The organism is Paenibacillus polysaccharolyticus (assembly GCF_900102085.1).
In the GTDB taxonomy this organism is placed as follows: domain Bacteria; phylum Bacillota; class Bacilli; order Paenibacillales; family Paenibacillaceae; genus Paenibacillus; species Paenibacillus polysaccharolyticus.
In genome coordinates, this window is record NZ_FMVM01000005.1 from 169,935 (window position 1) to 193,420 (window position 23,486).

Genomic DNA, 23,486 nt, shown 5'->3' on the forward strand with positions numbered 1-23,486 from the left:
CTATTTCCCTCCTTTGTTTGAAACATATACAGAAATATTGAAATAATCACGCTTGTCCGTTTGAATATAGATGGTATACCAACCATTTGAGACATTATCAATGGTATACACTCCGTTTTTCTCCCGCAGGACCGTTCCTTTTGTTTTCATTTGACCTTGTGTTAAACTGCCTTTTTCATAACGTGCATACGATACTCCAGCAAAGTTTTTCAGTGAAATCTCAACTTTGTTTCCAATCACCGTTGCAACATTTGAACTGTCAGGCATGACTCCGTTCACAAGCGCTATGGTGTCATAAAGACCTACAAGACGAACTGTACGACGAATAGTCGTTTGATTTCCTGCGTCATCTCTTACTGTATAGTCTATATAGTAAGGATTAGAGCGATTAAATTCATTTGCCGAGATGTTGTCCGGATTAAATACTCGCCCGCCAACATCATAGTTGATGGTAACTTTGTCAGTTAAATCAACCTTTTTATTGGCAACCATATCCCATGCTTTAAAGTCAAGAAGCTTCGATTTATTATAGGCAATGGAAGCATCTTTTTGAGGAGTCATTCCCTCAATGAAGATGAGCTCTTCGCCATTTTCAAGTGTTAACTCCGGAGCTGTTTTGTCGATGAGACCTACGTCAACACCATACGAAGCCTGCTCTCCCGTTCTTCCTTGAAGATTAAATACATATAGTCCGTTGTTGCTATAGTTCATGGACTTATCTAGTTCCCAAACGTCTTTTCCTCCAACGGATTTCGTATCTTTATCCGTGGTTACAGTGACCGTGACATCCTGGTTTGTTATTGGATTTTTATCCGTTCCGACAACATATCCTTCTTCTTTTCCAGATGTATCAACGCCAACCGTAATCTTATTTTGATAATCCTGTTCTACCCACTTACCAGCTTCGTTTTTCACAAGATATTTATAAGACCAATGAATTTCTTTAATCTTTGGTGCTCCTACTTCAATTCCTTCAATCGTTAGCAGTATTTTTTGCGTTAATCCTGTTTTGTCTCTAACTTGGAAGACATGCTCCCCATTCGTTTTAACATTGATGACCGTATCTTTATAAGACACCTCATCCCCATCTTCATTTTCAACCGCTGTTGAAAGTGCATATTCATATCCTTTATAAGAAACGGTAAGGTCTTTCATATTTCTAAAGATGTCGAGCGGAACGCCATCACTGTCCCGAATTTGGTCAAATGACACATCAACGCTTAACTTATCTTTGGCTAATGTTGCGGTTGCGGTAACTTGTGGTGGTGAAGATACAATATTGGAAACGGTAATAATATCATGACCTTCGTTACCATAGTCATCGACAAAGGACATCGTAACTGTACCATTTTTTCTAAGGCGAACTGCTTTGGTACCAGGGATATGAACGATGTCCCTATAGGTCAAGCTGCCAACTGGCTCAACACCTGTGACCCGAATTGTTTTGATATCTTTGCTAAACTGTGTTAACTCCACATTGACACTTTGTGTAGTAATTTCAGTTGGTAGCGTGCTGTACGCTCTCGCAGTTGCAACTGGCGCTACTTTGTTAATATTTGAGACAGTTATTGGAGTAACCCACTTGTTTCCTGCGTAGTCATACGCTGTCACATAATAGATACCTGAGCTATCCAGTTCAACGACATATTCATTCTCAAGCGGCTCACCTTTGAATGGGTACACGACATCGTCCTTCTTAACCTCTGCAAATGATATTTCACCTGAATCGTCTGTTAATGTGATCGTTGCGTGTATATTTTGATTCGTCTTTGCTGTGTTGGATAACACATAAGAGGTTTGACCTATCGTGTTGTCAAAAAGCTTATAGCTAACCGTTCGAGAATTTGTGTTTCCTGCCTGATCTCTAAACTCAAAGGTGAATGAATTAACATCTTCAGTTAGAATTCTTGAGAATGAAGCATTGTTATTAGTCATCGATAGAGTTTTCTGACCACTGATCGGCTTAACGGTTGCCATTACTCTTCTATAAGCCTTGCCATCTTCAATTGGAACCCAATTCCCTAGATAGTTCTCGTAGGTGTATTCCACCCTGTAGTGTACGTCTTCTGCAATTGGCGTTGTATCAATATTTGAAATGGTAACGGGTACGGTTGTTTCTATTCCCGCTTTGTTTGTTACTTTGAAATATACCGTTGCATTCTGTTCAAATCTTTCGGTATGAGATGCAATGGAATCAATTTGCTCAAAGTTTATCCCATCATATGAACGTTCCAGTTTCATAATCCCGCTTTCCGGGTCAGATATTGAAAGCACTGCATTCACAATTTGGTTTGTTGGCTCAGTCGTTGAATACACCACATCAGTAACAGCTGCAGTTTCATCAACGACTGAGATAGCAACATACGCATCTTCCATCCGATCAGCTTCAACTCCTTCAGTTGTATAGACCTCGAAGTAAGCTGACTTGGTTGTCTTCCCATCTCTTAGCGCTTCAAATACAAGCTTGGAATAAGCCGTTCTTCCTTCTACCTCTGTAAATGAAGGATCAACTACACTTAGCTCCGTATTTAGTTCTAAGCCTGACAATACGGCATTTTCAACAAAGAAAAATTGTCCGGAATACTTAGGATTAGGATCAATCACATAGGTGAGCTTATCGCTTTCCGTATAGGATATAAATCCCCCATTTTGAATAGGAGCTCCATTCTTCTCTACATTTCCTGTAATCTCAAATCCTTGAATGAATTCAACAGTAGGTGTGAACTTTAGAACACGATCCCTTCCAGCCTCATCCTGAACATATAGACTAATTTCGTTATTGTTCTGAATAACCAGATCATGGTCTATCGCATACTCAACAGATGTTGTTAATAGCCCTGTATACAGTTGGTTCGACCTTGCCATTTCATTCACCTTATCACCCTCATTTGGTGCATTAGGCATGATTGTTACTGGAACATTGAATGTCACATTAACCGTTGAAGTCGTTTTGGTTATTTGAGGGTTTGCGTTAACACTTACAATGGATGCCTCCGCGTCCACCAAATTCACACTGGAGTCAACGAATACTTTTTCAGTAATATTGCCTGAGTTATCCGCTGCTTTAATCCCAATTGCATAGTTGCCACTTAGCCCTTTCAGATCAATCGTATATGTTGTCTGTTTGTTTCCTTCGCCATTAACGACGGGCTGACTACTTTGCATTTTTACTGATTTACTCGAATTAAACAGCTCATAATCTTCTTCAGTAAGAATATGACTGGCTGATGGATCTTTAATAAGTGCGAATGAAACAGTTGTGTCACTCTTGTCCGAAACATCGACCGTGATCCGGCCATCTTGTCTTGCTCCATTGGTTACCATTTCGCTGGATGCTATTGCATTCGGAGCTGCCTTGTCAATATTCGAAACTGAAATCGGAACTAAAACCTGATTGCCAAGCTCGTCAGACAGTATCAGGTTTGTTGTAACGTTCTCGCTCACAGTTACTGTGAATGCACCGTTTGTATATGGAGAAACGGTGATTTTGTCCTGATCTTTTGGCTCAACCGTCAGTTTTGAAATGCCTGTCCCAACATCATTAGCTACTATTCTTGCCGTTACTGATGAGTTGGTTGGTTGAATGGTGCTGTAGTCCGGTAATTCAAAAGTTGGTGCCTGGCTATCATATAAGATTTTGACAGGTCTTGTTTCTGTTAAAAACTCTGGCCTTTCGTCAGCAGGGTGATTTAAAAGTCCAAATTGAAGATATATTGTATTGATCCCTTCTTTGAGTGCCACCGGTGTATCTAGTGTAAATGCAAACTTACCACCTGAATTATTGCTCTCTGTAAAAGTTGGAACTAACACACCCTGATCTGTCGGCATCCCGTCAATTGTTGCATAATAGACTGGATTTTGATATTTCGTTGCACTTTCAGAAGTCCAAGCTGCATGGGGTTCATATAATTCAACATCGACCTTATATGTGCCGTCATTGGTTGCACCCATTCCGTTTAGCGTCTTGGCTTGAGCATGTGCTAACGACTCAATTGTCGCAGGTCCCGACCTCATCCCAAAGTACGGGGAAATCTTTTTACTTTCCTTACCAAGAACATCCGTCGCAACAACAACAATGCTATAAGCACCCGAAGGAAGTCCTGTCATTGTTAATGTTTGATCAACTTCGAATACACCTTCACTATTTGCTGTCAGTGTTAGCGGATGATTCTGCGTATTCTCAATCTTCGTTTCTGTTTCTGGTTTAGCCAAATAATAACTTGCACTTGCAATACCACTTGCATCTGTCACTTTAACTCTAAATTGATGCGTTGACTTGAAATGATCAAGCTGATTGCCAACGATATAACTAATTTCCGGTGCTTTATTGTCGTACGTGAACTCTCGAGTAAATTCTAATGAATTGCCAGAGCGTTTATCTTTAACTCGATATTCAAGTATATATTTACCGTCCATCAAAACTTCAGTTCCGCTGCTATTACGTTTTTCAGCTGCACCAACATCATCGCTTGCATCATAGACAGTAAAGTTTTGTGTGAAGCTTGTTCCATTACGAGGATGAGAGACCCATCTATAGCTCGTTTCAATATTGGAATTACTTACATCAAATTTGATATCAAAATGTGTATTTGGTGAACCTGTATCCTTTGTAATAAGGGTGTCAGCAACAGAACCATTAAAGATCTGGACTGTTTTTGTATAGTACTTTGACGCTTTTTCATTTCTTGAATCGTTACCTAATGAATCCACTGTGAAATAATATAGAGTCCCGTCAAAGCTATCACCTTTGGGAACAGATAATACAGCCGTTGAACTTTCACCTTTTGAATCTACAAATGCCCACTTGCCTTGAACTGAAGAAATTTCTTCTGATCCAAGTTTGATGTCATCTACAGGCGTATTAGGTGGTGAATCCGTACCGTTCATAAACGTATAATACGTTCTAGACCAACCGCCATTACTTTGTTGATAATCTTCCATTTCAAATCTATAGTCATTTCTTTTACGAGACTGTGCATCTTGCGGCTTTACACTTTCGTGAACCGTTACACGCGGAGCCTGGTTATCTAATTTAATATGTTCAATCTCTGAGTATCCAGCATCTCCACCAAGTGAATTGTTAGCTTTATCCCATCCATACAAACGAAGCTTGAATTCGCCCTCTGTAGGATCAATTGGGCTTAAATTTGTACTAACACCTTTTAATACCTCCGTACTAATAGGTGCTGTAACTTTCGTTGCGCTACCTAAACCGTCAAAGTTGGTTATTCTTGTTGTTGTCGGTTCATAGACATCCCCATTTTTCTTGTATAGCTCGTATGCCAAATAGTTTTGATTATCAATGGTATGAGCGACATTCCCCTCAGGATAGAGTGTTTCGCTAGCCACCATATAAAATTGATGCACTTTCTTCACATTATTTTGAATGGAATTTTGACCTGTTAGATCCTGTCCATTTTCATCGGTAATTCTGATCGTTGGTGTTTTGGTGTCCACTTTATGAGTAGAAAAATAAAAACTTTGTGCTGAATTCGATTCTGGTGTGGGTCTCTCCAAATAATATGGCTGTTTTACACCCTTTTTCGTTAAAAAGGTAGATACATCATTAAGCTGTAGCCTTATGCCCTCACTCTCCACTTCGCTAACATCCATGGGTACTTTCCCCGTAAACTGAAGCGTACCATTAGGTTTACCATCCTCCCCCAATAATTTGGTCATGGTCAGATTAGTAAGTGGTGTTGTAGTACTATTCCCAAGATATAACACTGGTGTTGCTTGAAAATTAGTAATCAATTCTTCTTTAATTTCTTTTGTCATCGTTTTTCTATGAATTGAAAGTGCATCAACGGTAATATTCACATCTGTTAATTTTCGATTTAGATATCGATTGTCAGTTGCATGCGAGAACGTAGCTGTTTCCGAAATATTTTCATTGCCTAAGTCATAGATGCTGCGATAGAACGTATATGTAACATCTTTATAATAGTAATCCGCTTGCCCAATTTTTGTTGTTAAATAGGTTTTAACTTCGGGATTTCCTGAAGTTTTATGGGCAAAAGTCCCTCCAAGGCTTTCAGCGTTGGTAGACTGGGCAAGGAGACCCACCCTATAGGTTAGTGATATCTCCGCTTTATTCTGCGCAACCATTGCATCGTGAAGCTTTTTGCGGTCAATATCTAACTTGAAATTATTCGTTTTGGTTGGCTCTTCAAATGTTAACCAATCTCTACCTACAGCATCGTCCGAAACGGTATAGTTGATCACTGGAGTATCTTCATATTGCATAATGTCGTATTCACCATATTGATCTCTAACCTTTTTGTCCCACTCTACACGTTCAGAGCCTGATGAATTAGTATCAAGGTAGAACTCTCCTCCACCAACATCAACATTACCCATAGCTGTGAATTTCCGTTTTGTTACATCTGAAATATCACGATAAAGTCTGCCCTGATCTTTTGTCCATGTGTTTAATTTAATGGTCTTCGCCTGTGTTGGATTTATGCCCCCATTAATAGTAGGAAGCCATAGAACCACAGAATCCCCGTACCAGTCATCACTGCCAACCAGCCAAAAAACCAATTCATTCATTCTCCATGGTGGAATGTTCTGCAATTTGAATGTATGTTGCACATCAGACCAAGCCGTAGCGGCGCCAATTGCTCTATAATGATCAGAGGCTATCCCAGGTTCATAGGTACTTACGCCCATATGAACATCATCATCTGTTCCTCCATTTTCGTTTCCTCCTGTTTTCACACCGAACACATAGGTGTACTCTGTTGGCACATTCGCATAAACAGGTGCTACTGATGCCAGAAGTGAAATGACTAGCATCAAACTTAAAATCTTCTTCATGTAATGCCTCCTCGGTTCATTGTGCTTGCCATTTTGACCTAACACCTTACAATCCATTTGTTACATTTTCATTTTTAAATCCGCTATTTTGGCGGCTATCGCCTGCTGCATCGGCAGTGTACGCATTAGCAGTTATACATCATGTTCGACAAATTGTGACAGTTCTTTTCGTATCATATCATCATTGATTACAGGAACGGTGTTATATAAAGAAAACTTTAAGTTTCATAGATGAACATAATTGCAAAAAAAAGAGACCGCAAAAATTTGGTAAACCTATGCGAACCTCTTAATGAAGAATCTAGGAACCGTTTTGATTCATTTGAGCTTTAAGGCTCATTTTAGTTAAAAATAGTTTCTAGATACTTTGAACTAAGACCGATGGCTTTTAGTTCTTCTTTCATTTCATTTGCATGTTCCATTTTTTTGTTAGGAACGTACATACCCACACCATTACGATTTTTAAAACCTGCTGAATTTTTCACTTCAAAGGCGAGTGCTTGAGCAGCAGCAGTAACTTCTGATGATTTACCCATTAGATCTATAAGATCATATTGATCAAATACTCCGTCGTTTTTGCCTAATAGATCAGAGTTTTTTGCAAGGTCTGTAAGTGAGAAATCAAATGCTGCATTTTCTATTGCATGAACCAATGATTCAGCCTGAGAAAGCTTCATCATTGACATTGTTGTCTGCATGCTAGATTCAATCCCGGAATGAAGGGTAAAGGAATCTAAAATTAAACGTCCTAATCTTTCCGAGCTAATTTGTGGGTTTCGCTCCATCGCACCGATCCATGTGGTATAGTACAATCCTGCAGCGGGGATTGAATCTTCAGAAGCGATGAGATACTTGCCATAGTTTCTAAGCGAATAGGCCGTTTCAACTGTGCCCATAAGACATGCATCAAAGACGATTAAGTCGAAATACATATCTGATGCATCAATCGCCTTCGAAAGCTCCGAAACCTTCATCGTTTTTCGTCCGTTTAACTCGTCTGCACCAAAGCCACCCATTGTACCGTACCCGTGATCCCATAAAACAAGTATATAACGATCACTTGGTGCCACGGCTTTTCCCCAAACAAGAAAATCCCTTAGTGTTTTAGGGTCTGATGCGGCGGTTTGGATGCGGCTTGGATGCTTTTTAAGTCGTCCCTCGCTAACTTCAAAGCGTTCGGATGCTCCATCCGTCATATATTTGTTGTGATATTTGAGCGTTCCACCTGTTTGAATCAGGATGTTCGTATTTTGGTTTGGCTGACCACGATATATTTCTTCCAAGTCATTGGTTAGTTGGCCTTGTTGTGATTCAAGATCAGAACCAATGGCATATATTAGAACCGTCGTTGAATTCAGTTTTTTATCCTGCTCCAAGATCAATCTTGCCTCGTTTAAACTTTGCGTTGTAAACACATTTTTCTCTCGAAGGATCTGACCATGTGTTGCAATTTGATTTTTGGGTCTGGTTTTTAACACATAGCCACTTATTTTTGCAAGAGTTCCCCGATTGAATTCGACTTCTTTTGTAAGGTCTATTCCTAAAACGATTGAAGCGAAAGAAACCGCAGTTTCATATGTAAAGTCACCCTTTGTTTCTGAATATCCCAAAACCCTTAAAACCATTGCACTATATTGCTTTAGAGAACTTGGTTGGTTACCTCCGAAATGACGCTCATTGATTCCATTAACAATGCCATTGGCGTAGGCAAACGACACATAGGAACTTTCCCAACCCGTATCCTTAAATGGATTTTTGTTGGTGTTTTTCTGAACGTCTTCTTCCTTCCCCCAGAGACGAAGCATCATCACCAGCGCTTCTGCTCTGGTAGGCACCCTCGAGAGTTCATAGCCATTCTCCGTTCCATTGAATAATCCCAAGTGGTTAAGCGCATCTGCATGGCTTGTATCTTGTGCCGATGCTGATGAAGTTGTTGCAAGAAACAAAAATAATAAAATGATTAAACTTCGGATATTTCTCATCACATTTCGACCTTTCAATCTGAAAATTTCCTTCTTAAAATATGAAAGATAAATACGCGGCTTGATAAAACCTAGAAAACATTGTTCTGTTCGTTGCTTTTGCATAGCTACTTTAGCCTATCATGGAGGATTAGCCCCGTGTGAAAGTTAAAGAAATCTTTAAGTTCGTACATGCAACTCACTTCTGCAATCAGCGAAAGAGCCTGATCTCTAGAAGAACAGACTCTTACCCATATCAGAAATTCTATTCAATTAAGTGGAGTCACAGAATCTTAACGAGACGCCTGATGAACTACACATCACTTAATATTCTTAAGTTTATTCGTATCAGCACCCAACTGCACATTCATTATTCCAGTCATCCCTTGCGAGCATAACCCGTAGTATCGCTTATCATCATACAAAACAAAGGACCACTCTTAATAGATATTAAGAAGTGGTCCTTGTATTATTATAATTTGTTTAATGCTTTAAAGGTTTTTACACCTTTATTACATCATGCCGCCCATTCCACCCATGCCGCCCATGTCAGGAGCGCCAGCCGCGCCTGCAGGTTCTGGCTTGTCAGCGATAACCGCTTCAGTAGTCAGGAACATAGCTGCTACGGAAGCCGCGTTTTGCAGTGCATAACGTGTTACTTTCGCAGGGTCAACGATACCTGCTTCGATCATGTTAACCCACTCGCCAGTTGCAGCGTTGAAACCTACGCCAACTTGCTCTTTTTTCAGACGTTCCACGATTACGGAACCTTCTTCACCAGCGTTAGCCGCGATTGTGCGGATTGGCGCTTCCAGAGCTTTCAGTACGATGTTAACACCTGTTTGCTCGTCGCCGGACAATGCTACACCAGCAACAGCATGATATACGTTCAGAAGCGCAGTACCACCACCGGATACGATACCTTCTTCAACCGCAGCGCGAGTTGCGTTCAGGGCATCTTCGATACGCAGTTTGCGTTCTTTCAATTCAGTTTCAGTTGCCGCACCGACTTTGATTACTGCTACGCCGCCGGACAATTTAGCCAGACGCTCTTGCAGTTTCTCTTTGTCGAACTCGGAAGTTGTTTCTTCCAATTGTGTACGGATTTGGCTAACACGAGCATCGATATCGGATTTGTTACCAGCACCGTCAACGATGATTGTGTTTTCTTTCGTAACACGGATTTGGCGAGCTGTACCCAATTGTTCCACAACTGCGGATTTCAGGTCCAGACCCAGTTCTTCCGTAATTACTTGGCCACCAGTCAGGGCTGCGATATCTTGCAACATTGCTTTACGACGGTCACCGAATCCTGGAGCTTTAACCGCTACAGCATTGAATGTACCACGTAGTTTGTTCACAACCAGCATCGCCAGTGCTTCGCCTTCGATATCTTCAGCGATCAGTACGAGCGGTTTGCCTTGTTGAACGATTTTCTCAAGCAATGGCAGGATGTCCTGTGTGCTGGAGATTTTTTTGTCTGTGATTAAGATGTACGGATTGTCCAGAACTGCTTCCATTTTGTCCGTATCTGTGATCATGTATGGAGAGATGTATCCGCGGTCGAATTGCATACCTTCTACCACTTCAAGCTCCGTTGCGAATCCGCGGGATTCTTCAACGGTGATTACGCCGTCTTTACCCACTTTTTCCATAGCTTCAGCGATCAGTTCGCCTACTTCTTCGTCAGCTGCAGAGATTGCCGCTACTTGTGCGATGGATTGTTTAGTCTCAACCGGTTTGGAGATGGATTGCAGTTCAGCAACCGCAGCTTTAACCGCTTTGTCGATCCCTTTACGGATACCGATTGGGCTAGCGCCTGCAGTTACGTTTTTCAAACCTTCTGTGATCAGGGCTTGAGCAAGCACTGTCGCAGTTGTTGTACCGTCACCGGCAACATCGTTTGTTTTCGTTGCAACTTCTTTAACCAGTTGTGCACCCATGTTCTCGAATGCATCTTCCAGTTCGATTTCTTTTGCAATGGTTACACCGTCATTTGTGATGAGCGGGCTTCCGAATTTTTTCTCCAGAACCACGTTACGGCCTTTTGGTCCGAGCGTTACTTTCACTGCGTTAGCCAATGCATCCACACCACGAAGCATGGAGCGACGAGCGTCTTCACTGAATTTAATGTCTTTAGCCATTTAAGAAAACCTCCCTAGTATATTGTGTAAAATGGTACTGCTATATGGTTCGGTTAACCGATTAAGATTTGAAATTAGTCGAGAATCGCGTGAATGTCGCTCTCTTTCATAATCAAATATTCTTTACCTTCGAATTTGATTTCTGTACCGGCATATTTGGAGAAAATAACGCGGTCTCCTTCTTTCACTTCCAGAGCTACACGTACGCCGTCTTTCAATGCACCCGCACCAACTGCAATGATTTTACCCTCTTGCGGTTTTTCTTTGGCGGAGTCCGGAAGTACGATCCCGAAAGAAGTCGTTTGTTCTTGCTCCAGTGGTTCTACCAATACGCGTTCACCTAAAGGTCTGATCATGAAAAATAGCCTCCTTTTAAAATTATATAGCCTTGCATTTGTAGGTTGCAGCCATATGTATTAGCACTCGACAGTGTTCAGTGCTAACAACCAACTTTATGATACTCAACTTGAAGCATGATTTCAAGTCTTTTTGATGATTTCTTGCGAGAATTTACGTTGAATTTACATCCATACGGCTTGATCACTTATATCCAATAAGCCAAATCACGCCTGGTACAGCTGGATGAATGTTACATTCACACCTTCTATTTTACGAGATTCGTTGCCTTAGATGCAAACTTCGCCCCGTATCCCCTTTTCCATTGTATCCATTGCCCCATATAATATGCCTGCATGTCCAGATCTCTTCTCATCTTCCATTGGAACCAGAAGACCCGGATCAGAACAAATCGTCTTCTCCGGGTCTCCTGGCGAGTAGATTCATCCTCCACCCGCACTCATTTTTGATGCAGGCAGCATTCTCCCTCTAAATACATAAACTATAGAATTCTCTACCCTGTATGCTGGTTGTCCTCGGTCCGCACATAACGAGCTTCAATCTCCTGATCGGCTGCAAGTTGCTTGCGATACACAATGGCGGATAGAAACACACTGATCTCATACAAGAGCAACAACGGAATCATGACAAGCAGATCAGATATTAAGTCTGGAGGTGTAATAACCACTGCAATAAAAATCAGCACGAAATAAGAAATTTTGCGCATTTTACGCAGACGAATCGGATTCAGAATGCGTAGACCCGTCAGGAACATAATCAGCAGTGGCAACTCAAACAGCAGTGACACTGGCAACACAATGCCAAACAGGAAACTGAAGTACTGCTTCATACCATAAGTCTCGACAAGTCCCATTTTCTCCGTAATCGTTGTTGTAAATGCAAGCGCCATGGGAAAAACAACATAATACGAAAAAGCGACTCCCACCAGAAAAAGTAGAAATACATAAGGCACATACTTCAGAGATGCCTTACGTTCTTGTGGCCGCAGACCAGGACTCACAAACTTCCAGAGCTGGTACACCGTAAAAGGCAACGTGATAATAATGGAAAAGAGCCCGGCAATCTTCATATAAATCCCGATACCGTCCCAGAACGAGAACGCATGCAGTACGAAGCCCTTGGCCGTCTCTGCCTTCGTCAAATACTGATAAACCGGGTCTGCCACGAAAAAACCTGCAATCAGTCCCAGAATAAAAATGCTCAATACATAGATCAGCCGCTTGCGCAGCTCACTCAGATGTTCGGTAAGCGTCATTTCTTCATTTTGCCGCGTCATGCCTGCCTCCCCTGGAATTTCAGCTTTAAAATACAAAACCCTTCCGGCAGGAAGGGGTCTCTCTCTTAGCCATGAAACTTATTCCGGCAGGCGTTTATCCACAGGTTTCTCAGCGGCCGTTGTATCAGCTGCTACCGGTTTCGCTTTTTCCTGCTCTTTCCGGCTGGAAGCATCATCGTCCGAAATAATATCACGTGCGCCTTCCTTGAACTCGCGGAACGTACGCCCGACAGCCCGTCCCAATTCCGGCAACTTGTTAGGCCCAAACAACAGCAATGCAATCACGGCCAGCAAAATAAATCCTGTTGGCCCAATTTGACTTAACATAGATCTTCCTCCTTGTTTCAAGCGTTCAACATGCGCATATCCGAAGCCCTATTCATCAGATGTCTGAACTGCATTTGGATTTATGCCCATCATACCACAGATGTAACCACTTACATAACCCGCAAAATATTATAACTGTGCTTTATTTTCCTTATTGCTTGAATTGGCCTGTTACCATCAGGAGCGCTTCCGGAAGCTGGTCCATAATAGCTGCCAGATGTTCGTGCACACCCTTCGGCGTACCCGGCAGATTCACAATCAATGTGCGTCCGCGAATCCCGCATACCCCGCGGAACAACATCGCAGAGCGATTTTTGCTCATCACACTATATCTCATCGCTTCCGCCATGCCGGGAACTTCACGTTCAATCACTCGTCTGGTCGCTTCAGGCGTAATATCCCGAATGGCCAGCTCCGTTCCACCCGTTGTTAGTACGAGATCGGCGTGAAAATAATCGGTCATCTCGATTAATGCCGCAATAATCTCATCAGGCTCATCCGGAACGATCCGATACTCCACGATCTGACCACCCAGTTCTTCTTCTACAAGTTCCCGTATCACCTGCGCACTTGTATCCTCACGTTCTCCACGGGCCCCTTTGTCACTGGCTGTCAGGATTGCTGTTCTCCACACCATAAAGATCACCCTTCTCCTCTATGAAAATAATTATCCGTTATCGGTTGAAATCACCGTTTTTACCGCCGCTCTTGGACTGCAGCATTGTCGGGCCGATGATCATATCTTTTTGCATCGCCTTGCACATGTCATAGACCGTAAGTGCCGCAGCCGAGGCAGCCGTGAGTGCCTCCATCTCGACACCTGTTTTGCCTTCTGTCTTGACGGTTGCTTCGATATGAAGTTCGTCCACGCCGTTATCATGGAAACGAATATCCACACCATTCAGTGCAAGCGGATGACACATCGGAATCCAATCAGACGTTTTTTTCGCCCCTTGGATACCAGCAATCTGAGCAACCGCGAGCACATCGCCTTTTCCAATACGGCCTTGGCGAATGGCTTCCAGTGTCTCCGGGTTCATCGTGACTTTCGTTACAGCAACAGCGGTACGTACCGTTACATCCTTACCCGAAATATCCACCATCCGGGCTCGTCCCTGTTCATTAAAATGAGTCAGCTTCCCACTGGAAGATTGACCTTGGTTTACTTCTGAGTTCAATCACATCACAACCCTTTATTCGATATGTAATATACCTTCGGGTGTTATCAACAGATCCAGCCGCAGATCTAGCGGGTCCATCGGAATGTCAGGCTCCAACTGGCCAGGTAATACCAAAGCAGCCATGAGAGGTCTTTTACCTTGCTTAGCACAATGGTTCTCAAGACACGCCGCAAACCGGTCGTAATAACCACCACCGTATCCGATACGTCCTCCTTGAAGGTCGTAACCCAGTCCGGGTACCAGCACCAGATCCAAAGCCGGCCAATCTTCGGGTTGCAACACTTCACAAGACGCCTTAGGTTCAGGTATGCCCCAAACGCCTGGTTCAATATCCTCCTGGCTCGTCACTCGCCGCAGTTCCATTCGTGGCGGATCAGCGAGCACTTTGGGCGCTAGCAACACATCCCCTTGTTTCCAACCCTCTTCAAAAAGAAAATCGGTGGAAGCCTCACTGCCATAAGACAGGTAGCTGAAAATAACCAGCGTCTCACGCTTTTGCCTGTTCTTGTTTAGCCGCAGACGATCCAGTTCACGCTTCAGTCCGTCATTCATTCGCATGCTGGCTTGCTGACGCATCTGCTCGTCCAAACGATCGCGTAGCTGTCTAAGCCGGGAGCGAAGCTGCTTCTTCTGTTCCGCATGATCCTGCATAATGCTGACGAACCTCCTGTTGATGTGGAAGGTAAAAAATAAATTCAAGCCATTGCACTTATATGTTAAGACAAGATGTCATCTGGATGATCAGGTTCAAATGATTCATTTTCTGCAAAATCGTCATGGTATAACATGCCTTCTTTCAGTTTATCACTGATTGACCAAAAAGACTACAAGCCGGAGCCGTTCCCAACCGGTGCATTTGCTCTGTATTTCATGTAAACTGAGAAGTAAGTGTCTATTTCAGAACTCGACCTATGGAGGAACTTAATTCTATGTTGCTGCAAGTATCCGGAATTATTAAACGTTTTGGTGTCGATCCAATCCTGGACGGCGTGAACTTACAAATATTAGAACGTGAGCGCATCGGACTGGTTGGCGTTAACGGTGCAGGAAAATCAACTTTACTCAAAATCATCGCTGGAGAAATGTCCCATGACGGCGGACAAATCTTCAAATCCAAAGAAACAACGCTTGGTTACCTCGCGCAGAATAGCGGCCTGCAGTCTAACCGCAGTATCTGGGAAGAAATGATGCATGTCTTCGCTCATCTGACCCAGACCGAAGCTGAACTGAGACAGATGGAGCATGATATTGCCGATCCCGCACGAATGGGAGATGAAAAGCAATACGCTGATCTGCTGGAACGCTATGCAAGACGCTCGGACTGGTTCAAGGATCATGGCGGTTACGAGATGGAAACGCGCATTCGCAGCGTATTGCATGGTATGGGTTTTGGTGAATTCTCCCCAGACACCCCCATCAGCACACTCAGCGGCGGTCAGAAGACCAGACTCGCATTAGCTCGCATTCTGTTGCAAGCTCCCGATCTGCTTATGCTGGACGAGCCTACCAACTATCTGGACATCGCAACCTTGACATGGCTGGAAGATTATTTGAGAGGATACTCTGGCGCACTGTTAGTTGTATCCCATGACCGGTACTTCCTCGACAGACTTGTAACGACAATCGTTGAAATCGAACGTCACCGCTCCAAAAAATATACGGGTAATTACAGTCGCTATATGGAGCTGAAGGCAGCAGAGTATGAGATTCAGATGAAACAATACGAGAAACAACAGGATGAAATCTCCAAGATGGAGGACTTTGTGCAAAAGAACATCGTACGCGCTTCAACGACGAAGCGTGCCCAAAGTCGTCGCAAAGCACTGGAGAAAATGGATCGTCTGGATAAACCACTTGGCGATCTCAAAAAAGCCCATTTTTCATTTGAGACCGCTGTTATGTCTGGCAAGGAAGTCCTGCGTGTCGATCAGTTATCCGTTGCATACGATGAGGGGTCACCTCTGTTCCGCAATGTGTCCTTCGAGTTACGACGTGGTGAAACCGTGGCCCTGATTGGGCCTAACGGGATCGGAAAATCAACGATGCTGAAATGTCTGACCGGAAGCCTTCGTCCTGTGCAGGGTGATATTCAGTGGGGCACCAAAGTACAGATCGGTTATTATGACCAGGAGCAGACTGGACTGAATCCGTCCAATACGGTGCTCGAAGAACTGTGGAGTGCTTATCCGGGCATGGAAGAAGCGCGTATTCGGACCGTACTGGGTAACTTTTTGTTCAGCGGTGACGATGTGCTCAAAAAAATATCCTCGCTCAGCGGTGGAGAGAAGGCTCGTGTGTCTCTGTCCAAGCTCATGCTGAAGGAAGCCAATGTGCTTATTCTCGATGAGCCGACGAACCATCTCGACCTCTTCGCCAAAGAAGTGCTGGAAGCCGCCTTAATGGATTACGAAGGAACACTGCTCTTTATTTCACATGACCGGTACTTCCTGAACAAAATGGCGGAACGGATCGTTGAGCTTCATCCGGGCGGCACTGAGCAATACCTCGGCAACTATGACGATTACGTGGAGAAAAAGCAGGAATTGGAGGACATTGCACGTGAGGCCGCCGAGGCTCGCCAGGCCGCTTCCAAATCCGCTTCTTCAACAGCAAGTGCCGGTTCAGCAACAACTGAAAAATCCGGTGCCGCTTCCTTCGAGGCAGATAAACAAGCCAAACGCGAAGAACGAAACAGACAGCGCAGACAGGAAGCCCTGGAGCAACAGATTGCCGAATTGGAGTCCGAAATCACTTCGCTCGAAGAACAAATGACTTTTCCGGAAGTGTATCAGGATTATATGAAATTACAGGAGCTCCAGCAGTCATCGGAGGAGCACAAAAGTCAGCTTGCAAAAGCTTATGAAGAGTGGGAAAGCCTAGCGATGGGCTAAGCTGTGATTCCGCGTGATGATTCTGTCTGTGATTCCGGTAAGGCTCCGTGTTACGAAAGTAACGTGGAGCCTTTTGTATTGTGTAGGAAACCAGCGATTTAGAAGACGCGTGACTCGCTGATAAAATAACTTCAACACTCTCAGCTTGGTAGAGATCAAAAATCATATTTTCACATTTGTCAAATATCCATGGATTACATAAAATAAATTTCGGAAGGCATCCCCTTTTATTATCCACAACAATGAGTAACATTTCACAACCCTTTTCATGTAATCAAACGTTGGTAGAATAAGCTTTGTATGAAAAAACCATATTTATCCACTGTTTTATCCACATTATCCACAGCAATGTTGGTAACTCAGATGCATTCTATCCCCTGAGAACCTCATGTTTCGAAAACACATGTTGCAGTACTTCACCTTAGTTACCCACAAATTATACTGGATATGTGGATAACTATAGTCACACCTTGACAGATTTGATTATTGCTATATGGTTTTTCGTTTATTGCATTCTTTCATATTTTAAATGGGCAAGCGAGCGTGTTCCTACTCTGCTCCTATCATCAAAAACAGAAAAAGGGTTCCATTCCGCCCAAATCATGGCGGGAAGGAACCCTTTTTAGCTTTTTTTGCTATATCATAATCACATATCTAATGCACCTTAATGTACAGACACCTCTTCACTATCCGCAACAGTTTCCGCTTTAAGTCCAGCTGCATTACATGCCGCAACGTAAGCCAAACCTGCAGCCATGACAATATCATGATGTGTTGCTGTACCCCTGAACTCTCGTCCGGCACGTTCTACGGTGATCACGGCTTCCGCGCTGGCTCCTTCTCCCCCACTCAAGGCATGCATCTCCATATCAACAAACGTAATGTCATCTGAGATACACTGCCCGATAGCCTGGATCGTCGCATCTACAGGACCTTTGCCTACGGCAGAGTAGGACTGTTCCCCTGCACTCGTACGAATACGGACCGCAGCCATGCGGTCTGTCATGCTACCTGCCGTCACTTGCAGCTCAACCAATTCATAGTCCTGTGCCGGAATATTCATCGTTTGGCTTACCATTTGCAACAACTGGTCATCACTTACCACTTTTTGCTGATCTGCGGTAACTTTGAACACTTCGTACAGTTGTTCCATCTGCAGTTCATCCGGTTCAAATCCGTATTTGCGCACCCGATCCTTCAGAGCATGACGACCCGAGTGTTTCCCCAAAATAATCATACTGCGCGGAATGCCCAGTGCTTCCGGGTCCATAATCTCATACGTATTGCGGTTTTTCAGCAAACCGTCCTGATGGATGCCCGACTCATGCTGGAATGCGTTACGTCCAACAACCGGTTTGTTGTAAGCAATCGGGAAATGCATGGCCCGGCTAATCTGGCGAGATGTCTCATACAGCTGATTCAGCTTGATGTTGGTCGTTGCTCCGATCACGTCTCCGCGTGTTTCCAGCGCCATAATCAGTTCCTCTAACGCACAATTTCCTGTCCGTTCCCCAATCCCGTTAATCGTCACTTCAATCTGGGAAGCACCATTCGCAATGGCAGCCAGACTGTTTGCCACGGCAAGGCCCAGATCATTATGGCAGTGGGCACTATAGCGAACTTTATCGCCGCCCCGCGCCCCTTCACGTACGCGTCGGAACATCTCTCCATACTCATGCGGCAGCGCATAACCAACGGTATCCGGCAGATTAATGATACTCGCCCCTGCCTCAATGGCCACTTCAATCATTTCAATCAGATCATCCATCTTGGTACGCGCAGCGTCCATCGCTGTGAACTCCACGGTATCCGTAAACTGACGTGCATAGGAGACCATCTCCCGGGCCGTTGCCACCACTTCACTGCGTGGACGGCATAGCTGATGCTCAATATGAATATCAGACGAGGATATAAACAGGTGGATTCGTCGCCGGGCCGCATCTGCTGTAGCCTTCACCGCAGCATCGATATCGCCTTTGACTGCACGTGCAAATCCACAGATTTCCACCTGTTGCAATTGTCTCGAGATCGCCTGAACCGCCTCAAACTCCCCTGGACTGGAGATGGGGAATCCAGGCTCAATGACGTCAATGCCAAGCGCTGCCAGCTGGTGAGCCAGCTCTATTTTTTGCTCAGGATGCAGGCTAGCTCCGGGTGCTTGCTCTCCATCTCGCAGCGTTGTATCAAAAATGTCAATCATGCGTTTGTTCGGATTGGTTGTCATATTCATTAACCTCCATTAATTTTGGGATATCGGTTCGGTTATGTTTGGTTTGTGAAAAGTTATGTTCAATGTGATGTGTGATGTGTGATGGTTCAAAGTGTACGTCGACTTACACCCTGAACAACTGTTGTTCCAGATTTCCTGATCAGACTTGCATCCATATGGTTGTTTCCTTTCGCCCACCCTGCTGCCGGCAGCAAAAACAAATAACCCGCCATCTCATCAAAGAGACGGCGGGTTAATCTCCCCTCCGCGGTACCACTCTCGCTTGATGGCTCAGCCTGCACTGACACCATCCACCTCGTGTTCTCCAAAAAGTTCATTAGACTTCATCCTAACTACGGCGAAACCGTAACATTTCAGAGAAACACCCTGTAACGGGGGTTAACCGTTGCTAAGTACACATGAGTTGACACCGTCTCGTTTAGTGACGAGCACACTCAACCTCTTCTCATGTTTCCAAAGCTCTGTTCCCGGGCGAGATTCAAACGATTCCAGCCACTGCGTCGCACCACCCCGCAGCTCTCTGAGCGCTTTTGCCGTTCTACTGCTCCCGTTCATTACGTTTGTTGATATAATATTTGTTGTTAATATTGATCAAAAAATAAAAATCAAAAAAGCCTGCCTTCTCCTGCATAATGCAAGAGACGACAGGCTGTTCACCTTCGCGGTACCACTCTTGTTGACCTCAAGCCTGTTCGAATAACAGCTTGAAAGTCCCCTTAGTATTGTGCATCGATCTCTACACTTCGTATTAGCGTAACGGAAGTTGTCTCCGTTTCGTTCTAATATGCTTCGACCCGAGCACAATGGCCCATTCACGGAGGCAACCCGTAACGATATACTGTCGGCTGGCTTCAGCCTTCGGCCCGTTTCTTGCTAGCCGTGTTCCATCGTTCCGCTTCCAGGTGAGTTTCAGGTTTCCTTCGGCTACGTTGCACCATCCCGCAGCTCTCTAATGACCCGGAGTGACCTTACTGTTCCTGTTCATCGCGTTTTTCAGTTCAGGAGATAATTCCTGTTTAAATTTGTAACTAATATACATTCTTCACAAACCGCTGTCAACCATTCATTTCAAAAAAGGGAGAATTTTACGCTTCGGTCTGAACCGACCAGGCTTCCAGAGAAAGTCCCGGGTCCGCCTTCGCGTCAAAATTAGTCCCCTCGCCGCGAATCCATTTCAGATGTGCTGCCGCGCCGATCATGGCTGCATTATCCGTACAATATTCCATTGGCGGGATGACGAGTTCAAGTCCTTCCTTCGCACAGCGTTCCTGCAGAGCAGTCCGCAAACCGCGATTGGCAGCAACCCCACCGCACAGAAGTAACTGACGTGAGCCATATTCACGAACAGCACGTACCGCTTTTTCCACGAGCACTTCAACGACTGCTTCTTGAAAACCACGTGCCACCGCAGACGGTTCCAGTGTTTCACCACGCATCTTGGCCTGATTCAGTGCGTTGAGTACAGCCGATTTCAACCCACTTAGACTGAAATCATAGGACCCTGCTTCAAGCCACACTCGTGGCAAAGGAACAACATCTTCAGCTTCAGATGCCATGCGGTCTACATGCGGCCCTCCCGGATATGGACAGCCGAGCGCACGAGCGACTTTGTCATATGCTTCACCGACAGCATCGTCCCGAGTGCGTCCAATCAGCTTGAACTTGCCCTCGGACTCCAGATGTACAAGCTCTGTATGCCCTCCGGATACGACTAGTGCCATCGCTGGATATTGCAACTCACGCACAAGACGATTCGCATAAATATGACCTGCAATATGATGGGTGCCGATCAGCGGTTTACCCAGAGCCATCGCGAGTGTCTTCGCTGCTACGATACCCACCAGCAATGCGCCGACCAATCCTGGTCCCTGCGTAACCGCAATCGCGCTCAGATCACGCGGACGAATGCCAGACTGCTCGATCGCTTGCTCCAGCATTAGCGTAATCACTTCAACGTGTTTGCGTGAAGCCACCTCGGGCACAACTCCGCCAAACGCTTTATGTGTCTCGATCTGACTAGAGATAAGATTGGACAATACTTCACGTCCATCTTTGACCACGGCTACCGATGTTTCGTCACAGCTTGTCTCTACCGCCAGAATGTAGGATGGAGTCCCGCCTTGATTATCTATAAGATCATTCATGAATCCATTACGCTTCCTTCCTCTTCGCCGCTCCGGCCCGCAGGCGGAAGTACCGCCCACATGATCATTGCATCTTCTCCGTTATCGGAGTAATACCCTTTGCGCAGACCTGCCGATTCAAACCCTTTTTTCTGATACAAATTCTGAGCCACGACATTCGACACCCGAACTTCCAGTGTCATTCGCTCCATACCGAGGTAGGCTGCCGTCTTCATTAACTCGTCCAGCAGTTTCTCGCCCAGTTTGCGGCCCTGGTAGGCTTTTCTCACCGCTATATTGGTAATATGCGCTTCGTCCATAATCGTCCACATTCCCGCATATCCAATAGCAGTCCCGTCCAGCTCCATGACCATATATTTAGCAAAATGATTATGCTTCAATTCATTGTGAAATGCCTCTTCCGTCCAAGGGAGGGTAAATGCTTCATGCTCAATCTCCATCACGTCAGGAATATCTGCCACGGTCATGAGTCTGAACTGAAACATGGTCTCCTGTCCTTCATTCGCTACGTTGTCCATCCGCTCTCCCTCTCCCTTCAGCCTTTGCGCAGCAGGTTGGCTTCGGCTTCGGACAGCTGGGTGTAGTTCGGCACCAGGGCATGTACGTCATCGCGCTGACCTGCAAGCAGCGCTTCGGCGCCGAGGCGCCCAATCCAGCGGCCTTCCAGCTCATACGGTACGAGCTGGAGCGCCGTTCCTGCGGGGCAGCGAAGCTCTGCCGCTGCCGCCGCATGTTGGCCCGTCTCGCCGACGATCCAGACGGCAGCGGGCCGCTCTTCCGGCGCCGCCTCCGCCAAGCGGGCGGCGAGCTCTTCCAGCCATCCGTTCACTTGACGGATGGCATCCGGCGCCAGCCGGCGGGGTGTATCGCCGCCGGCTGAGGCGAACAGCGCGGTATAGGCTTGACCGCGCCGCGCATCCACGAGCGGAACGATCCAGTGGACAGGGGCGGCACTCGTGCCGCCCTGGTCCGCGGATGGCGTTCCGCCAGCCCCGGCTGCGGCATCATCTGCCGCAGCTTGCGCCTTGGCGGCGAGGCCGCTGTGCCAGCCGCCCCAGGCGAGGGCCTGCAGGCTGGACACCCCGGCAACGGGGATGTCCCACGCCCAGGCCAGCGTCTTTGCCGCGGTCACCGCAATGCGGATGCCCGTGTACGAGCCCGGTCCAATGCCAACGGCAATCCCGTCCAGTTGGCCTGGCTTCGTGCCGCTGGCAGCGAGCAACTGCTCCATCACAGGCACGACGTGCACCGAGTGATTACGCTCTGCTCGCTCATTGCGCTCTTCCAGTAGCGACCGCTCCTCCATCACCGCTGCAGCCATCACCGCGGTAGATGTATCCAACACCAAAAACCGCTGACGCGGCTTTTTTTGCTCCTCGATCGTCCCATCATTCCTTAATGCTTCTTCTTTCCCTAAACCTTCGTTCGTCCCTTCATTTCCAAAACCTTGTATCATCCTATAACTCCATTCTGTCTGAACTGTCGACATAGCGCGGCATATCCCTCACCATACCCATCCAGCGTTATCGTTCGATCTTCCAGACCTGTCGTCTCAATATGCACATGAAGATGCTCTTCGGGTAACAACTCAGGAATGATGCTGGACCATTCCACCAGACTGACTCCCGGACCATAAAAATATTCTTCAAGACCCAGCTCATCCGCTTCTTCCAACGATATGCGATACACATCCATGTGATATAGCGGCAATCGACCCTCGTATTCCTTGATCAGCGTGAAAGTTGGACTGCTTACAACATCTCTCACGCCCAAATGCCAGGCAAACTTCTGAGAAAAAGCGGTTTTACCCGCACCCAAATCGCCGTCCAGTGCAATAACCATGCCAGCCTGCGCCTGCGCCGCAAGTGCAGCCGCAAGCGTTTCTGTATCTGCAATGCTGTGGGAGTGATACACCCACTGCTCGTGCGTCTGATTCAATATACGCCCCACCTTTGACGGTCTTCCGTCTGAGTTCACTTTGAACCTTATTATATCGGTCCCTTTCCTTGCCCGCAACATCGAAGGAACATGCTGGAAAGGTTAGACTTTATAACCATCTCTTTGCGTAATCACAGAAAGGATCTGAACCTAAAAAACCGATACCTCCCGGTATCGGCCGCACTTTCATTGAATTCCAGAATGACAATAACCTCTAG

General features: G+C 45.5%; 15 protein-coding genes and 1 other annotated feature. Of the genes, 1 reads left to right on the plus strand and 14 read right to left on the minus strand.

From position 1 onward, the window contains the following. From BLQ13_RS08765 to BLQ13_RS08810, 9 genes are all read right to left on the minus strand, one after another. Entirely contained in the window at positions 1–6,819 is a 6,819-nt protein-coding gene (locus BLQ13_RS08765; protein WP_090918199.1) for a hypothetical protein, read from the minus strand. Positions 6,820–7,160: 341 nt separating this feature from the next. Further along, positions 7,161–8,906 carry a clostripain-related cysteine peptidase gene (locus BLQ13_RS08770; RefSeq protein WP_090918201.1) on the minus strand — a complete coding sequence of 582 codons (1,746 nt, stop codon included), beginning with the start codon at positions 8,904–8,906 and terminating at the stop codon, positions 7,161–7,163. A 386-nt stretch (positions 8,907–9,292) separates the two neighbouring features. Then, entirely contained in the window at positions 9,293–10,924 is a 1,632-nt protein-coding gene (gene groL / locus BLQ13_RS08775; protein ID WP_090918203.1) for a chaperonin GroEL, read from the minus strand. A gap of 74 nt (positions 10,925–10,998) precedes the next feature. Next, positions 10,999–11,280, minus strand: a complete 282-nt coding sequence (gene groES, locus BLQ13_RS08780; RefSeq protein WP_090918205.1) for a co-chaperone GroES — start codon at positions 11,278–11,280, stop codon at positions 10,999–11,001. Positions 11,281–11,774: 494 nt separating this feature from the next. Beyond that, positions 11,775–12,557: a twin-arginine translocase subunit TatC gene (gene tatC / locus BLQ13_RS08790; RefSeq protein ID WP_090918209.1), complete on the minus strand. Its 783-nt coding sequence runs from the start codon at positions 12,555–12,557 to the stop codon at positions 11,775–11,777. A gap of 78 nt (positions 12,558–12,635) precedes the next feature. Beyond that, positions 12,636–12,884, minus strand: a complete 249-nt coding sequence (gene tatA / locus BLQ13_RS08795) for a twin-arginine translocase TatA/TatE family subunit (RefSeq protein ID WP_090918211.1) — start codon at positions 12,882–12,884, stop codon at positions 12,636–12,638. Between the two features lie 151 nt (positions 12,885–13,035). Continuing rightward, on the minus strand, positions 13,036–13,521 hold the full coding sequence (locus BLQ13_RS08800; protein WP_017690080.1) for a MogA/MoaB family molybdenum cofactor biosynthesis protein: 486 nt from the start codon (positions 13,519–13,521) through the stop codon (positions 13,036–13,038). 37 nt (positions 13,522–13,558) lie between these two features. Next, on the minus strand, positions 13,559–14,062 hold the full coding sequence (moaC, locus tag BLQ13_RS08805) for a cyclic pyranopterin monophosphate synthase MoaC (RefSeq protein WP_276326730.1): 504 nt from the start codon (positions 14,060–14,062) through the stop codon (positions 13,559–13,561). Between the two features lie 15 nt (positions 14,063–14,077). Continuing rightward, complete coding sequence (locus BLQ13_RS08810; protein ID WP_090918213.1) at positions 14,078–14,716, minus strand: 5-formyltetrahydrofolate cyclo-ligase; 639 nt, start codon at positions 14,714–14,716, stop codon at positions 14,078–14,080. Between the two features lie 278 nt (positions 14,717–14,994). Between BLQ13_RS08810 and BLQ13_RS08815 the strand changes: the two genes are divergently transcribed. Then, positions 14,995–16,956: an ABC-F family ATP-binding cassette domain-containing protein gene (locus BLQ13_RS08815; protein ID WP_090918215.1), complete on the plus strand. Its 1,962-nt coding sequence runs from the start codon at positions 14,995–14,997 to the stop codon at positions 16,954–16,956. Between the two features lie 664 nt (positions 16,957–17,620). Here BLQ13_RS08815 and BLQ13_RS08820 read toward each other — a convergent pair. The 5 genes from BLQ13_RS08820 to tsaE all read right to left on the minus strand — a co-directional run bounded on the left by BLQ13_RS08820 (position 17,621) and on the right by tsaE (position 23,268). Next, the gene (locus tag BLQ13_RS08820) at positions 17,621–19,180 is read right to left on the minus strand and encodes a 2-isopropylmalate synthase (RefSeq protein ID WP_090918217.1); all 1,560 of its coding nucleotides are present in this window, start codon (positions 19,178–19,180) and stop codon (positions 17,621–17,623) included. A 223-nt stretch (positions 19,181–19,403) separates the two neighbouring features. Continuing rightward, positions 19,404–19,750 (minus strand) — a binding site (T-box leader). Positions 19,751–20,271: 521 nt separating this feature from the next. After that, the gene (tsaD, locus tag BLQ13_RS08830) at positions 20,272–21,330 is read right to left on the minus strand and encodes a tRNA (adenosine(37)-N6)-threonylcarbamoyltransferase complex transferase subunit TsaD (protein WP_090918222.1); all 1,059 of its coding nucleotides are present in this window, start codon (positions 21,328–21,330) and stop codon (positions 20,272–20,274) included. Further along, entirely contained in the window at positions 21,327–21,848 is a 522-nt protein-coding gene (gene rimI / locus BLQ13_RS08835; RefSeq protein ID WP_090918224.1) for a ribosomal protein S18-alanine N-acetyltransferase, read from the minus strand. The genes tsaD and rimI overlap by 4 nt, the downstream gene beginning before the upstream one ends. A gap of 17 nt (positions 21,849–21,865) precedes the next feature. Further along, positions 21,866–22,786, minus strand: a complete 921-nt coding sequence (gene tsaB / locus BLQ13_RS08840; RefSeq protein ID WP_244159257.1) for a tRNA (adenosine(37)-N6)-threonylcarbamoyltransferase complex dimerization subunit type 1 TsaB — start codon at positions 22,784–22,786, stop codon at positions 21,866–21,868. Next, on the minus strand, positions 22,783–23,268 hold the full coding sequence (tsaE, locus tag BLQ13_RS08845; RefSeq protein ID WP_090918226.1) for a tRNA (adenosine(37)-N6)-threonylcarbamoyltransferase complex ATPase subunit type 1 TsaE: 486 nt from the start codon (positions 23,266–23,268) through the stop codon (positions 22,783–22,785). The genes tsaB and tsaE overlap by 4 nt, the downstream gene beginning before the upstream one ends. Positions 23,269–23,486: the final 218 nt, after the last annotated feature.

Coding starts and splice junctions, on each gene's coding strand:
- BLQ13_RS08765 (WP_090918199.1), bottom strand. CDS start 6,819: ATGAAGAAGATTTTAAGTTTGATGCTAGTCATTTCACTTCTGGCATCA.
- BLQ13_RS08770 (WP_090918201.1), bottom strand. CDS start 8,906: ATGCAAAAGCAACGAACAGAACAATGTTTTCTAGGTTTTATCAAGCCG.
- groL (WP_090918203.1), bottom strand. CDS start 10,924: ATGGCTAAAGACATTAAATTCAGTGAAGACGCTCGTCGCTCCATGCTT.
- groES (WP_090918205.1), bottom strand. CDS start 11,280: ATGATCAGACCTTTAGGTGAACGCGTATTGGTAGAACCACTGGAGCAA.
- tatC (WP_090918209.1), bottom strand. CDS start 12,557: ATGACGCGGCAAAATGAAGAAATGACGCTTACCGAACATCTGAGTGAG.
- tatA (WP_090918211.1), bottom strand. CDS start 12,884: ATGTTAAGTCAAATTGGGCCAACAGGATTTATTTTGCTGGCCGTGATT.
- BLQ13_RS08800 (WP_017690080.1), bottom strand. CDS start 13,521: ATGGTGTGGAGAACAGCAATCCTGACAGCCAGTGACAAAGGGGCCCGT.
- BLQ13_RS08810 (WP_090918213.1), bottom strand. CDS start 14,716: ATGCAGGATCATGCGGAACAGAAGAAGCAGCTTCGCTCCCGGCTTAGA.
- BLQ13_RS08815 (WP_090918215.1), top strand. CDS start 14,995: ATGTTGCTGCAAGTATCCGGAATTATTAAACGTTTTGGTGTCGATCCA.
- BLQ13_RS08820 (WP_090918217.1), bottom strand. CDS start 19,180: ATGACAACCAATCCGAACAAACGCATGATTGACATTTTTGATACAACG.
- tsaD (WP_090918222.1), bottom strand. CDS start 21,330: ATGAATGATCTTATAGATAATCAAGGCGGGACTCCATCCTACATTCTG.
- rimI (WP_090918224.1), bottom strand. CDS start 21,848: ATGGACAACGTAGCGAATGAAGGACAGGAGACCATGTTTCAGTTCAGA.
- tsaB (WP_244159257.1), bottom strand. CDS start 22,786: ATGATACAAGGTTTTGGAAATGAAGGGACGAACGAAGGTTTAGGGAAA.